The sequence below is a fragment of the Rhodococcus sp. KBS0724 genome (assembly GCF_005938745.2).
Taxonomy (GTDB): domain Bacteria; phylum Actinomycetota; class Actinomycetes; order Mycobacteriales; family Mycobacteriaceae; genus Rhodococcus_F.
Genome location: NZ_VCBX02000001.1, coordinates 5,161,185 through 5,174,812 on the forward strand (window position 1 = coordinate 5,161,185; position 13,628 = coordinate 5,174,812).

The window sequence follows — 13,628 nt, forward strand, 5'->3', positions numbered from 1 at the left end:
GAATCGGGAACTTCGAGGGATACTTCTAATTGAGGCTTTGTGCGTCCAAAGTCGCAGCGACAAAACGTGATTGATCGCGCAGGAACTCGGAGAACTCGGGCTCGGTGAGAACTGCACTGTTCCAGCCGTTTCGGCGGGAGAGCTCGTTCCATCGCGGACTGGACGTCAAGTCCGTCACCAGTGTCTGCAGACGCAGTCGCTGATCGTCGGTCAGCCCTGGCGGCGCCATGAGTCCTCGCCAGTTCGTGAAGATGACGTCGACGCCCAGTTCAGCCAGGGTGGGTGCGTCCACCGCCGGCGAGCGCTGCGGTGAACTGACCGCAAGCACCCGAACCGTGCCTGCCGCAATCTGATCCAGGTATTCACCGAGACCGGTTGCCGCGACATCGACCTGCCCCGTCAGCAGTGCCGGAAGCAGTTCACCGCCGCCGTCGTAGGTGCGCGCCGGGGACAGCGATGGATCGACGCCGACGGCCCGCGCCAGGAGGAGTCGGAACAGCCCGTCCGGTCCACCTTCGCTCGAACCTCCGCCGATCGAGATCGACGACGGGTCCTGGGTCCACGCCGATGTCAGGCCCGCCAGGGTCGTGATCGGCGAATCTGCCGGAACCAGAACAGCTTCCGGCTCGTCCATCAACCGCGCAATCGGGGTCGCATCGGTAAGTGCGTGCTGGGACGGCAGAATTTCCACGGATCCGAGCACACCGAGCCCCATCACCATGAGGAGGTCGGGGTTGCCGCGTTCGAGAACCAACCGGTTGAGTCCGACAACGCCACCCGATCCGGGCAGAACGACGACGTCGGCGGTTGCGGCCCCCTCGTCGGCCAGGGCTTGCACCATGGTTCGGGCAGTGAGGTCGTACCCGCCACCGGCCACTGACGGGACCAGGATGCGCAATTCCTCGGAACTGCCTCCAGCCTGGCCGCCAGTGAGGAAGGACTCGACCGGAGTGCATCCGATCGCCAGCACGAGTGCCATCGCACAGGCACTCAGCAGGGCGATATGCCTGCTCAGCCGCGTCGATGCACTCATGATGATCGTCCTTTCCTGCCTGGTTCGATATGTGAACAGATTTCATACTGGCGCACTTTGTGACTGGAGTCACCATTGGGAACGCAAAGTGCTTTGTGCTCATTGTGCTCACAAACAGCCACTTTCCTACCGCCCGACTACCGCGCTATGGTCTGGCAGATGTCCTCAGGAAACGTGCAGGCCGAGCGCATACCTCTGCGCGCCCGTTTCCGTCGGCGACGACAGACCTTGGCGACACAGCTTCTCGAACTGCAACTATTGATAGTCGTCGCGGTTTTGGTCTGTGTGACCGCACTCTCGCTTGCGCAGTCTTCGGCAAGTTTCCAGCGCGAGGAGGGACGCCGAGCACTCTCGGCGGCCGAGTCGCTTGCCGCCAATCCAGCGGTGCGAGAACTACTCCCCGGTGCGCAGACCCGTATCCGCTCGGGACTACAGGGTTCTGTCGACTCGGTGCGCGCAATCTCGGGCGTCACCTACGTCTCTCTTGTCGATCGGGACGGCACCGTTGTCATCTCCACGCGTCCCGGCGACGTCGGCACTGCCGCACCACAGAGTCAGGGCCGCTCGGAGACGGGGTTGGTCGACACGTCGTCCGGCAAGGCCGTCGAAGCGCAGGTTCCGATTCTCGGCACCGAGGGTTCCATCACGGGCAGTGCGATAGTCGGGATCGAGTATCCGTCGATCTGGACTCGGCTTCTGCAGTCGGCGCCGAACCTCCTGGTGTATCTTGCGGTTGCTTCGGTAATCGGCACGGTCGGCTCGATCCTGTTGGCCCGCAGGGTCAAACGGCAGACCCTCGACATGGAACCGGGCGAGATCCTGGATCTGGTTCGCCACCGCGAGGCGATGCTGCGCGGCCTCAAGGAGGGAGTCATCGCTTTCGACGCCCAGGGCCGGGTGGTGCTCATGAGCGAAAGCGCCCACCAACTTCTCGACATCGCCTACGGCAGTGCGGGGAAATACGTCCGCGAACTGGGGCTCGACGATCGGTTGCAGAGTGTTCTGACCTCCGGGACAACGGAATCCGATCAGTTGGTTCTGGTCGGCGATCGGCTCCTTGTTCTCAACACAGTGCTCATCGAGTCCAAAGGCCGCACCATCGGGTCGGTCACCACGTTCCGCGATCGCACCGAATTGCGAACTGTGGAAGAAGAACTCGACGTCACCAAGACCAGCACCGACGCTCTGCGCGCCCACATTCACGAGTTCGACAATCAACTGCACACCATTTCGGGCCTCATCCAGTTGGGCGAATACGACGAAGTTGTCGGCTACGTCGAGGGGTTGACCATGGACCGGGCACAGATCAGCGCGGCGGTCACCGACAAGATCGCCGACGTGGGCACCGCCGCTCTTGTCATTGCCAAGATCGGCGCGGCGGCACAGGGATTCGTGACAGTCGAACTGTCGGACGATTCGGATCTGGGCACGCTCGAACGCGCGCTCGGGCGCGATGTGGCGACGGTGGTCGGAAACCTCGTCGACAATGCCGTCGATGCCGTCGCCGAGATGACGGAGGCAACTCGACGCACAGTTCGGTTGTCGATTCGCAGCCTCGGTACCTCCGTCGAAGTGCGTGTCGAGGACGCCGGCCCCGGTATCACGCCCGATAATCGCGAGCGGGTGTTCAGCCAGGGGTGGAGTACCAAGGGACAATCGAGTGACGGGCACGGGTTCGGTTTGGCCCTGGTGCGCTTGACCTGTCGGCGGCGCGGCGGTGACGTCTCCGTGAGCACGCGCGCTGCGGAGGGTCTCGAGTGGACGGTCTTCACGGCAGTGCTGCGCCGAACCGATTCCAATGACGGAGAGAGCACATGATCCGAGTTCTGGTAGTCGACGACGACTTCATGGTTGCGCGTGTGCACAGCGGATTTGTCTCGCGGATAGACGGTTTCGAGGTGTGCGGTGTTGCCCACTCAGCCGAGGCTGCACTCGCCGCGGTCGGAGAATTGATTCCCGATCTGGTGCTTCTCGACGTCCACCTGCCCGGAACGACGGGGCTCGATCTGATCGCTCCGTTCCGGGAGCTGGTTCCCGAGCTTGATGTTCTGGTGATCACCAGCGAGCGCGAGGCAGGCTCGGTGAAGAAGGCACTACGCAGCGGGGTTGTGCATTACCTGATGAAGCCGTTCACATTCGACGTTCTCCGTGATCGCCTCGAGCGGTACCGGTCGACCTACGCGAACCTCGACAGTGCGGGCGAAGCCGAACAGACCGCCGTCGACGAAGCATTCGGTGTAGCAGGCGTCGTGGCTGCCTCCTTGCCGAAGGGTTTGAGCCCCGAGACCCTGCGGTTGGTCGAGGACGCACTGCGCGGAGAAGCCGAACCCGCCTCGGCAACAGATATTTCCGAACGCGTCGGCATCTCACGGGCCAGCGCTCGCCGTTACCTCGAGCACCTGTGCGCGAGCGGGCAGTCCACTACGTCTCTGAAGTACGGAGTGGTGGGCCGCCCGGAACGACGCTACATCTGGAAACGCTGAGACGCAGCGCTACTGATTCGGATCGTATCCCGGCACCGACGAAAGCGTCTCGAAGGTGCGTGCCCTCCCCCATTCCACGTGCGAGTAGGCAACTGCCGCAGCTAGTTCGACGTCGGCTTGGGCAATGGCTTCGACCAGGGCGACGTGCTCGCCGTGGCGTTTGGCGGGATCTCGTTCCATGTTTGCCACGTTCAGTCGCTCACTACGTTCCCGCAACGGTTCGGTGATGGTCACGTACAGCGTGTTACCTGCCAGCGCTTCGATTCCCTTGTGTACCTGCCCACTCGAGTAGTGAAATGCGTCGAGATCACCGCCGTCCAGGGCGACGCCTGCCCGTTCGAGCGCCCCCATCAGCACCGACGCGTCCGCACCGCGAACCACCGCTGCAGCCGCCTTTTTCGCGATCAGCGGTTCGAGCGCCGATCGGATGTCGTACAACTCGTCGACGCCGCTTCGCGTGACAAAGGTGACCACTGCCGGCCGGCGCTTCGACAGCTTCACCAAACCGGCGGCTTCCAGTAGCGGAAGCGCCTCACGGATCGGTACCCGGGAAACGTCGAGTTCTGCACTGATGTCGCGTTCGGGTAGCGGCTCTCCTGCGCGCAGGCGGCCGTCGAGAATCCGCGCCCGGATTTCGTCGAACACAACACGTGACAGGCTTTCCGGTCTCTCTGGTGCGCCCACTTGGGTTATGGCTCCTCTTTCGTCGATGTTCTCCCACACGATATCCAGCGCACCGAAACACCGTCGTTGGTATACCAACTATGCATGTGACTCCTGGCTCGATCCATGTGATCACCCCAATCTGCAGGTCGTACACACAAGATATACGCACTTGGAAACACAATTGTTACGGCCGGGCAATCGCTTCGCCGAAAACCGGACATAGATTCCTGAACCAGCTCAGGTATACCAATTGGCTCTTTTTACCGTCCTCGAACAGACGAAAGGCACCGCAATGGTGACTGTTGATCCACACACGAAACCGCACGGCGAACCACCCATCGAGCGCACGAGTCTCAGCAACCAGATCGAGGCGTCGTACAGCAAGATCGGTATCACCTCTGCCCATATCGGCATCGTCGCGATGGTTCTGTTCGGTGTCTTCTTCGACGCGATCGAGCAGAACACCGTCGGAATCGCCGGTCCCGCTCTCAAGGAACAGTGGGGAATCGGCGGAACCCAAATCGGGCTCCTGAACACAGCGACGTTCACCGCCGTTGCCTTGGGCCGACTCCTTGCCGGGGCGTTGATGGACCGCTTCGGACGCCGAACCCTGCTCGGCGCAAACCTGTTGGTATTTGCCGTTGGTTCGTTGCTGTGTGCACTGGCACCGAATTACGAGGTCCTCGTCGGTGCGCGGTTCCTCGTCGGATTGGGCCTGGGCGGCGAAATCGCTACGGCCGTGATCATGCTGTCCGAGTTCTTCTCCGCAAAGCACCGCGGCACCGCTGTCGGCCTGATCAATGTTGCCGCAGCAGGTTTGGGAAATATGCTCGCTCCGCTCTTCGGTGTCATCGTCTTTGCCGTCTTCTCCGGTGACAACGCCTGGCGCTGGCTCTTCGGTGTGCTGATCCTGCCGGCCTTGGCGGTTGTCGTCTATCGCCGGGCGTTGCCGGAAACACCGCGCTATCTTGCCGCGACCGGACGGATCGACGAAGCAAACATCGTGATCAATCGCCTTGCCCAGGGCAAACTTCGGGGCGAACTCGAGGTTCAGGAACAGTATCTCGACGCGTCGACGGTCGCAGAAGTCTCCACGACGCAAACCACGCGATGGACCGAGATGTTCGGAAAGCGGTATCGCCGCGCAACACTCGCACTGGGCACCGCGGTGTGCATGTCCTACGCGGCTCAGATCTCGATGCTGACCCTGATCCCCGTCATTCTCACCGAGCGCGGCATGTCGATCACCAGCGCGCTGTGGTACACGCTGATCATGCAGTCCGGTTCGTTGGTCGGCGCGCTGACAGCAGCCATGATCGCTCGTCGTTTGCCCCGCAAGGTCACACTGACCGCCGCTGCGATCTTCGGCGTCGTTGCCGGTCTGGGGTTCGGGTTCTTTGCGGTCAACATGCCGCTTGTCCTCATCTTCGGAGCACTGTTCAACTTCTGCGTCATCGTCCTCAACACCACGATCTGGCTGTTTGCGCCGGAGCAGTACCCGACGCGCATCCGCGGGCTCGCCACGTCGGTCATCCTCGCCCTGGGTTCACTGTCGGGCGGATTGTTCCCGTTGATCGCGGGTGCAGTTCTCGACGCATCCGGTGTCGGAGCCATGTTCGCGATGCTTGCCGGCCTGTTCGCGGTTTGCGCCATCGCCGTTCAGTTCCCCAGAGAAACCGTGGGTCAGCCCATGCCGGAGGATGACTGATCATGCCCACCGATACCGATCACCCCCGCACCATCCTGCTCGTCAATCCGAACACCAACCCCGACACCACCGATCGCATGGTCGCCAAGGCCAACACGGTGTTGACCGGCACAGGTTTCCGCACGGTCGGTGTCACGGCGGCGCGCGGTCCGAAGATGATCGTCGAACCGCAGGCGTTGGCGGACTCTGCTCGGTGGGCGGTCGACGCAGCGATGGCGGGTATCGATCGGTTTCAACCGGTCGCGGTGATCGTCAGCGCGTTCGGCGATCCCGGCACCGAAGAACTACGCTCTCGCATCGAGATCCCCGTCATCGGTATCGGCCAGGCCTCGATTCTAGAAGCCGCGCATAATGGTCGACGCTTTGCCATCGCCACCACCACCGGACTGCTCGCCGACGCGATGAACGATCTTGTCCACTGGTATTGCCCGACAGGCGATTACGCCGGGCTGTGGTTGACCGAGGGAGATCCCCTTGCGCTGGCGCAGGACACCACTGCCAGCGTCCGTCAGTTGGGGAACGCGATCGACGGGGCAGTCGCGGCGGGCGCGCGCGCCGTGGTGATCGGCGGCGGGCCGCTGAGTGAACCCGCACAAGTACTTTCGCTGCGCACCGACGCCACGGTAATCGAACCTATTCCCAGCGCCGTCCGGAAAGTGCTGGCGGAGTTCAGGGTGCCGGAGTGCAGTGTAACCGGAAGCTGACACGGTTTTTGTGAAGTGAGCAGCCCCTGCATCGTGATGCAGGGGCTGCTCACTCCGGGAAAACTATGCTCACTTCTAAACTGCATTCACTCCTACACAGCGCGGTCGCTGGTCTCCCAGTACTGCGCGCGCAGAGCCTTCTTGTCGGGTTTGCCGAGCGGTGTCAGCGGCAGGCTGTCCACGAAATCGATGCTCTTGGGTGCGTGCACTGATCCCTTGGCCGCCTTCACCCGTTCGACCAGTTCCTCGGCGGCGACGGTGAGCCCGCCGCGCAAGACCACGCAGGCCTTGACGGCTTCACCCCACTTGTCGTCCGGTACACCCACTACCGCCACGGAGGCGACGGACGGGTGCGCGGAGATCACGTCCTCGATTTCGCGCGGGAACACGTTGAAGCCGCCCGTCACGATCATGTCCTTCTTGCGATCGACGATGGACAGGAAGCCGTCGACATCCTTGCGCGCGATGTCGCCGGTGTGCAGCCAGCCGCCGCGGAAGGCTTCAGCGGTTTCGGCGGGCTTCTTCCAGTACCCCTTCATGACCAACGGCCCTCGGACGCAGATCTCTCCGAGTTCGCCCTGCGGCACTTCGTTCAGGTCGTCGTCGAGCAGCCGGACGTCGAGCCATGGCACCGGACGGCCACACGTGGCAAGGCGGGCCGGGTCGTCGGCGAGATGCTCTTCTTTGCGGAGCACCGAGATGGTCATGCCGCATTCGCTCTGACCGTAGAACTGGAAGAAGATCTGCCCGAACTTCTTGATGCCTTCCTGCAAGCGTGCCGGTGACATCGCGGACGCACCGTAGAAGAGCGTCTGCAGACTCGAGACGTCCCGCTTCTCGAGGTCCGGATGGTCCATGAGCATGTAGATCATGGTGGGCACCAACATGGTTGCGGTGATCTTGTACTTTTCGATCGCTTCGAGAACTGCTCCGGGCTCGAAGGCCGGCAGCACGATCAGCGCGCCGCCGCGCAGGAGCGTCGGAGTGAAGAAGGCGGCACCGGCATGGGAAAGCGGCGTGCAGATGAGGAAGCGATTCTCCTCGGGCCACTGCCATTCCGACATCTGGATCTGGTTGAGCGCCGCGCCCGAACGGAAGGACCCGATAACACCTTTGGGCTTTCCGGTGGTGCCGCCGGTGTACACCATGCTGCTGGCGTCCTCGGCGTCGACGTGCGCGGCCTTCAGTGGCGCCGGCTCGAAAGTTGCCGCGAGAGCCAGGATGTCGACGCCGATCTCGGACGGGCCCATCGACAAGATCGTGGTCAACGACGGCGACGACGCCGTCAACTCGGCGGCCCGGTCCTCGAAAGCGTTGGGGTCGAAGATGAGGGTCTCGATCTCGGCGTCGTCGACGATGTACTTGTGGTCGTCGAGTGAGCCCATCGGATTGAGAGCACTGGCGCGACAACCGGTGATCATGGTGGCGCCCATGCTGATGAGCACTTCGGGACGGTTCTTGGAGAGCATCGCCGTACTGGTGCCCTGCGTGATTCCGAGCGAAGCGAGTGCCTGGGCGAAGCAGCTGATCTGATCGCGCATCTGTCCGCCGGTGAGAACAACGTCGCCGATGTACAGCGCCGGCTTGTCGTGGTTCCGTTCGAGGGCGGTGATGAGCAGGTCCGGACCGTAAATCGGTCGGTGGAGGTCAGCAAACTCGTCTGTCATCTGGTCTTCCTTCTGCTCGGCGTGCCGTCATCGAGATGTGCTCCCGGTCACGAATACGTTATCCAGAATCGCACAAAACTGGAACAGGTTCCAGAGGGGGTCCGGCTCCTACTGCACTGCAAACGCAATCCGTGCGAGGTCTGCTTCCGTTTCACGCGGCGGCAGGTCATCCAGATCGACCCGGACGGATCGCACCGTCCCCACAAATCGATCCCTGTCGCTGTAATCGGAACTGATTGCGACGCCGTGGCATCGCCCGATTGTGAGCAGTCCGGTTCCACCGATGTAGAACGGTGTTGTCCGCTCGATCCGTTCCGACGCAACAACGGAGCCGTCCACGACAAGCACGATCTGCGCGCCGGCGCCCAATCCGTCGCCCTCGTAGTGCAGTTCCATTCGAAGGTCGTGATGGCCGGGTTCGATCATCATCCCGCTACGAACATGCTGCACGTGCAGATCTGCGACGTTGTTGCAGTACGTCAGGGCGCCGTCGTGCAAATACAGACTCCACCCGCCGTCGGCGCGCGCACCCTGGGCCACAACAACGCCGGTCCGCCCAGCCTCCGACAGTTCGACGTCCGCGGTGATCGCATGCGAACGATTGAACAGTTTGGGTGCCGCATCCGGCAGCAAGGGCGGCATCGATCCGGGATAGGTGTGCGAACTCCGCGCCGGTTTCACCGCGCCCTTACGCATCCGCTGCATCCGAGTGTTGTCGAGTAAGACCTGGTTTCGGTCCGCCTCGCGTTCGAACACCGCTTGAAGTTCGGCGAGCTTGTCCGGCCGGGTCGACGCCAGGTCGACGGCTTCGGTCCAGTCGGCGTTGGTGTCGTACAGCTCCCAGACATCATCTTCGAAGGGCTTGTCGCCGGATGCCGCCTGCATCGGGACGCGGTGAGCGGTACACGCCACCCAGCCCTCGTGGTAGATCCCGCGATTGCCGAAGATCTCGAAATATTGCGTGGTCCGCTGATCACGCGCCTGCGGATTGTCGAAGCTGTAGAGCATCGACACTCCGTCCATCGGCTGCTGTGCCACGCCGCCGACAATGTCCGGTTGAGCGATTCCCGCAGCCTCGAGCACTGTGGGAACAACGTCGGACACAAAGTGCCATTGCTCGCGAATCTCGCCGCCCGAGTTGATTCCGGACGGCCAGTGCACGATCAACGGATTTCGGGTGCCGCCGTAGTGCGACGCGACCTGCTTCACCCACTGGTACGGCGTATCCATCGCGAGCGCCCACCCGATCGGGTATTGCGGAGCCGTGCTCGGCCCACCCAATTCCGCGCTCTTGGCGATGATCCGTGCCGACGTGTCCTGCAGTCCGTTGAAAAGGATTCCCTCGTTAGCGGTGCCGAGCATGCCGCCTTCACCGGCCGCGCCGTTGTCGCCGAGAATGTAGAAAACCAGGGTATTTTCGAGCGAGCCCATAGCTTCGAGCGCGTCGATCACCCGACCGACCTGAGCGTCGGTGTGCTCGGCAAAACCTGCGTACAACTCCATGAGCAATTCCGCCGCACGACAATCTTCGTCGCTCATCGAATCCCATTCCGGAATGAAATCAAGCCACGCAGTCAGCTGTCCGTCCTCCGGTACGACGCCCAACTCGTGCTGGCGTGCCACAGTGATGTCGCGCTGACGGTTCCACCCGTGTGCAAACTTACCGGCATATTTGTCCCGCCACTGCGCAGGCACCTGAAGGGGTGAATGTGTCGCTCCCAGAGCCAGATACGTGAAGAACGGTTTGTCCGGCGCAGCCGCCTGTTGGTGGCGCACCCAGTCGACAAGGTGGTCGGCGAGGTCTTCGGAGAGGTGGTAGCCCTCGGCCGGACCTGCCGGGGCGTCCACGGGAGTAATGCCGTTGTAGAGAGCCGGGTAGTACTGATCGGTGGAGCCGCCGAGAAATCCGTAGAAGTGCTCGAACCCCTCCCCTGTCGGCCAACGATCGAATGGCCCGGCCGGTCCGGTCTCGACGCCGGGCGTCTGGTGCCATTTCCCGAAAGCTGCTGTGTTGTAACCATTCTCAAGCAAGGTCATCGCCAGCGTTGCAGCACTATCCGGCCTCGTACAGTTGTATCCGGGGTCTGCGCTTTCGAAATTGGTGACGGTACCGAACCCCACCGCGTGTGGATTTCGACCGGTCAGCAGCGACGCTCTGGTCGGCGAACATAGTGCCGTGGTGTGAAACCTGTTGTACTTCAGACCATGATCGGACAGTCGCTGCGCCGTGGGCATCTCGATCGGTCCACCGAAAGGCGAGGTGGCGCCAAATCCCATGTCGTCGACCAGCACGATCAGTACGTTGGGGGCCTTGCCTGTCATAGCAGTACCTTTCAGTTCCGGCCGTCGAACAGTGCGTCCGGACGAAGTTTTCCGGTCAGAACTTCGGCCCGCTTTCCAGCCAGGCGGTCGAACGAATCAGGATGAGTGAGGATCCAGAACTCCTCCTGCGCAAGGCCATCGAAGTAGATTTTCGCCGCAGCGGCCGGCGACATGCCTTCTCTGATGTTCTCCCGCCAGAACTCGGTATCCGAACCGGATTCAGGGCGCACCGCGACGTCCTCGAAAATCCTGGTGGCAACCTGTCCCGGACTGAAGACCGAAACCCGGATCTGCGGAAACTTCTCGGCGCATTCGAGATACACGCTTTCGGTGAGCGCTTGCACCCCGTGCTTCGAGGCCGCGTACGCCGTCATCTTCGGTGTGATCGCCACACCGCCGACCGAGACGGTGTTCACGACGTGGGAAGGCCGCGGGTCGGCGCCCATCTTGGGCACGAACGAGCGGATGCCGTGAAAAACGCCGGTCAGGTTGACGTCGATGACGCGTCGCCATTCGTCCGCCGGTATGTCCCACGTGAACCCGACGGATTCGAGTCCGGCGTTATTCGCCAGGAGTGTCACGGCACCGAATTCCGCGTAGGTCGCGTCGGCCAGTGCGTCAACGTCCGACGCGACGGTGACATCGGTCGGCACGGTCAGCACCTGCGCTCCGTCGGCCCGAAGATCGGCCGCCACAGCGGCGAGGCGGTCGGCGGAGATGTCAGCCAGGACAACATTCATTCCGAGAGAAGCAGCTTCACGGGCCAGACCTTCGCCTATTCCGCTTCCGGCTCCGGTGATCACTGCTGTTCCGCCGCGCAATTCTTCGAGTTTCATCGCATTCCCTCCGCGACCTGCAGTGACGCGTCGCTCTGTCGAATTTCGGGTCACACTATTCGGCCGCGGGGGCCGCTCGACAGACCATCTCCCGCACGGTGGAACAACCCAATTCCATCGGCACCGGTGTCTCGCCCACCGAAACCACGGCCATGTCTCCACCGCACTACGTCGCACTTCGGCACGAATTCCCGATCAGCGGGAGCACAGGATGTGGCCGCCGCGATGGTCACTAGCGTTGCCATCACCCACTCGAACGGCCGACTGGCCGGGGGAAACGGAGGTTATCGTGACTGCAATGCTTGTCGACGAGAATCCCTTGGCGCACGCGGTGCTGCCGACATTTTCGACACTGTACGACGCATCTGCCGGCTTGATCGACGCGTCGACAGACGAACAAGACGTGGTGTTCTTCGGCCCGCCGCGCCCCACGGACGCTGTTGTCGGAAGTGTCCGTTCACTCGAACGAATCCCGTCCACCGACGGCGGTCCGTCGCGGATCGCCCGGACCATCGATTACCGCGACGTGTACGGGCACCTGGTTGCCGAGGTGTACGCGTCGGGAATCTCTTGTGACATCAAAGGTCCGGTCGCACAGGGCACTTCGTCCGCACTTGCCGCGCACGTCGACGCCGCGTTCGACGCCGACAGTGTCCGCAGATTCCGCACTCGGATCTTCGTTTCCGATGCCTCGCATCTCACGTTCACCTGCACTGCCGTCGCCCGGTATCTCAAGGACTCGGAGTATGTTTCCGATTTCATCGTCAGTGCCACCGATGACGCCGGCGTTACCGCAGCCAGGGCGTGGGTCACTGTGGCGGAAACTGCTCGGTCGGATCGATAAGTTCCACGGAGCGGGATCACGCGGTCACCGGGCAATTCTTCGGTGATTGAGTGGCTCCATGCCGGCCATTGCATTCACTCTGTCCTCACGTACGTCACCGATCACCGTCGCTGACTACCGCGAACGTGCCCGCAAGGCACTGCCCGGAATGATCTGGGCGTACGTCGACGGCGGCGCCGAGGACGAGGTGACGCTGCGCGCCAACGTCGACGATTTCGACAAGTGGGCACTTCGCTCTCGGGTTTTGACCGGAAACGAAGGTCAAGGGCTTACCGCCAAAGTGGGGAACACAGCGCTCGATCTTCCGGTTTTCCTGTCTCCCACCGGAATGACCGGTCTGATCCAGTGGACCGGCGAACGTGCTGCAGCTCGGGCAGCCGAACGCGCCGGCACGCGCGCGGTTATCTCCACAGCATCGAGTTACACGGTGGAGGAGATCGCGGACGCCACCTCCGAGAACCATTTCTTCCAGCTCTACCCGTGGACCAGTGTCCGTACCGGGGAATCGTTGGCGAAGAAATTCATCGACCGCGCGCACCATGCCGGGTACAGCGCGTTGTTCGTGACGGTCGACGTTCCGGTGCCCGGAAACCGGGAGGGAGAACGCAAGCGAGGCATGGGGATTCCGCCCACCCTCTCACCGTCCCGCGCGCTCGATGCGGCCCGCAAACCGCGCTGGGCCTACAACTTCCTGAAACACCAGCGAATCTCGTCGCGCATGCTGGTCGACGAGCGCGGCGCTGCCGCCGCGGTGCGATCGGCGCAGAAGCAGGTCAGTCTTTTGCGTCCGGAACTGTGCTGGGACGACCTGGCGAAGATCCGTGATCTGTGGGACGGACCGATGTACGTCAAGGGCATTCTCGATCCGGACGACGCCGCTGCTGCGGTCCGTCTCGGTGCCGACGGAATTGTGGTGTCGAATCACGGGGGACGCCAACTCGACAGCGCACTGTCGAGCCTCGAAGCTCTTCCGGCGGTGGTCGACCGAGTGGGCGGATCCGGCGGCGTTCCCGTCTACCTGGACGGTGGCATTCGTCGTGGCAGCGACGTGGTGAAGGCGCTTGCACTCGGAGCGACTGCGGTCGGAATCGGTCGACCGTACGTGTACGGATTGGCGGTTGGCGGTGAGGACGGCGTCGCGCATGTTCTCGAGATTTTCCGCGAGGAGATCGCTCGGACTCTGACGCTCATGGGCGTGCGTGACATCGCCGAACTCGATCGCTCGCACATCATGCGACGAGGCTGAGCCTTCCGGCCCCAAAGTAAGTGTCCATCCAGTGGGAGTGCCCGTATCCCGAGCGGCCATACCGGCGGTTGTATGGGATGGATCACATTACTGACAGCGTCGTCAGGCGCGGCTCGGAG

Annotated in this window: 11 protein-coding genes; 6 read left to right on the forward strand and 5 right to left on the reverse strand. The window is 62.5% G+C overall.

The genetic code is table 11. From position 1 onward, the window contains the following. Nucleotides 1-25: 25 nt before the first annotated feature. Nucleotides 26-1,033 carry a tripartite tricarboxylate transporter substrate binding protein gene (locus FFI94_RS23820; protein WP_260684263.1) on the reverse strand — a complete coding sequence of 336 codons (1,008 nt, stop codon included), beginning with the start codon at nucleotides 1,031-1,033 and terminating at the stop codon, nucleotides 26-28. A gap of 159 nt (nucleotides 1,034-1,192) precedes the next feature. On the opposite strand from FFI94_RS23820, the gene FFI94_RS23825 reads away from it, so the two are divergent. Continuing rightward, on the forward strand, nucleotides 1,193-2,851 hold the full coding sequence (locus tag FFI94_RS23825; RefSeq protein WP_260684264.1) for an ATP-binding protein: 1,659 nt from the start codon (nucleotides 1,193-1,195) through the stop codon (nucleotides 2,849-2,851). Continuing rightward, the gene (locus FFI94_RS23830; RefSeq protein ID WP_138869983.1) at nucleotides 2,848-3,516 is read left to right on the forward strand and encodes a response regulator; all 669 of its coding nucleotides are present in this window, start codon (nucleotides 2,848-2,850) and stop codon (nucleotides 3,514-3,516) included. Before FFI94_RS23825 ends, FFI94_RS23830 begins: the two co-directional genes overlap by 4 nt. A gap of 9 nt (nucleotides 3,517-3,525) precedes the next feature. Here the strand turns inward: FFI94_RS23830 and FFI94_RS23835 are convergent, their stop codons facing one another. Next, a complete protein-coding gene (locus FFI94_RS23835; RefSeq protein ID WP_138869984.1) occupies nucleotides 3,526-4,200 on the reverse strand; it encodes a GntR family transcriptional regulator in 675 nt (224 codons plus the stop codon). A 274-nt stretch (nucleotides 4,201-4,474) separates the two neighbouring features. Here FFI94_RS23835 and FFI94_RS23840 point away from each other — a divergent pair, with 274 nt between their 5' ends. Then, nucleotides 4,475-5,890: an MFS transporter gene (locus tag FFI94_RS23840; RefSeq protein ID WP_138873372.1), complete on the forward strand. Its 1,416-nt coding sequence runs from the start codon at nucleotides 4,475-4,477 to the stop codon at nucleotides 5,888-5,890. A 2-nt stretch (nucleotides 5,891-5,892) separates the two neighbouring features. Further along, the gene (locus FFI94_RS23845) at nucleotides 5,893-6,594 is read left to right on the forward strand and encodes an aspartate/glutamate racemase family protein (protein WP_138869985.1); all 702 of its coding nucleotides are present in this window, start codon (nucleotides 5,893-5,895) and stop codon (nucleotides 6,592-6,594) included. Between the two features lie 92 nt (nucleotides 6,595-6,686). On the opposite strand, the gene FFI94_RS23850 is transcribed toward FFI94_RS23845, so the two are convergent. The 3 genes from FFI94_RS23850 to FFI94_RS23860 all read right to left on the reverse strand — a co-directional run bounded on the left by FFI94_RS23850 (nucleotide 6,687) and on the right by FFI94_RS23860 (nucleotide 11,419). Next, nucleotides 6,687-8,261 carry an AMP-binding protein gene (locus tag FFI94_RS23850; protein WP_138869986.1) on the reverse strand — a complete coding sequence of 525 codons (1,575 nt, stop codon included), beginning with the start codon at nucleotides 8,259-8,261 and terminating at the stop codon, nucleotides 6,687-6,689. 108 nt (nucleotides 8,262-8,369) lie between these two features. Then, complete coding sequence (locus tag FFI94_RS23855) at nucleotides 8,370-10,583, reverse strand: arylsulfatase (RefSeq protein ID WP_138869987.1); 2,214 nt, start codon at nucleotides 10,581-10,583, stop codon at nucleotides 8,370-8,372. An 11-nt stretch (nucleotides 10,584-10,594) separates the two neighbouring features. Beyond that, a complete protein-coding gene (locus FFI94_RS23860) occupies nucleotides 10,595-11,419 on the reverse strand; it encodes an SDR family NAD(P)-dependent oxidoreductase (RefSeq protein WP_138869988.1) in 825 nt (274 codons plus the stop codon). A 289-nt stretch (nucleotides 11,420-11,708) separates the two neighbouring features. Between FFI94_RS23860 and FFI94_RS23865 the strand changes: the two genes are divergently transcribed. Together FFI94_RS23865 and FFI94_RS23870 are read left to right on the forward strand one after the other, a co-directional pair. After that, nucleotides 11,709-12,263, forward strand: a complete 555-nt coding sequence (locus FFI94_RS23865; RefSeq protein ID WP_138869989.1) for a hypothetical protein — start codon at nucleotides 11,709-11,711, stop codon at nucleotides 12,261-12,263. A 58-nt stretch (nucleotides 12,264-12,321) separates the two neighbouring features. After that, nucleotides 12,322-13,509 carry an alpha-hydroxy acid oxidase gene (locus tag FFI94_RS23870; RefSeq protein ID WP_138869990.1) on the forward strand — a complete coding sequence of 396 codons (1,188 nt, stop codon included), beginning with the start codon at nucleotides 12,322-12,324 and terminating at the stop codon, nucleotides 13,507-13,509. The last annotated feature ends 119 nt before the right edge of the window (nucleotides 13,510-13,628 follow it).

What these genes read in the sequence shown, in the direction of transcription:
- FFI94_RS23820 (WP_260684263.1), bottom strand. Translation starts at nt 1,033, where the DNA reads ATGAGTGCATCGACGCGGCTGAGCAGGCATATCGCCCTGCTGAGTGCC.
- FFI94_RS23825 (WP_260684264.1), top strand. Translation starts at nt 1,193, where the DNA reads ATGTCCTCAGGAAACGTGCAGGCCGAGCGCATACCTCTGCGCGCCCGT.
- FFI94_RS23830 (WP_138869983.1), top strand. Translation starts at nt 2,848, where the DNA reads ATGATCCGAGTTCTGGTAGTCGACGACGACTTCATGGTTGCGCGTGTG.
- FFI94_RS23840 (WP_138873372.1), top strand. Translation starts at nt 4,475, where the DNA reads ATGGTGACTGTTGATCCACACACGAAACCGCACGGCGAACCACCCATC.
- FFI94_RS23845 (WP_138869985.1), top strand. Translation starts at nt 5,893, where the DNA reads ATGCCCACCGATACCGATCACCCCCGCACCATCCTGCTCGTCAATCCG.
- FFI94_RS23850 (WP_138869986.1), bottom strand. Translation starts at nt 8,261, where the DNA reads ATGACAGACGAGTTTGCTGACCTCCACCGACCGATTTACGGTCCGGAC.
- FFI94_RS23855 (WP_138869987.1), bottom strand. Translation starts at nt 10,583, where the DNA reads ATGACAGGCAAGGCCCCCAACGTACTGATCGTGCTGGTCGACGACATG.
- FFI94_RS23860 (WP_138869988.1), bottom strand. Translation starts at nt 11,419, where the DNA reads ATGAAACTCGAAGAATTGCGCGGCGGAACAGCAGTGATCACCGGAGCC.
- FFI94_RS23870 (WP_138869990.1), top strand. Translation starts at nt 12,322, where the DNA reads ATGCCGGCCATTGCATTCACTCTGTCCTCACGTACGTCACCGATCACC.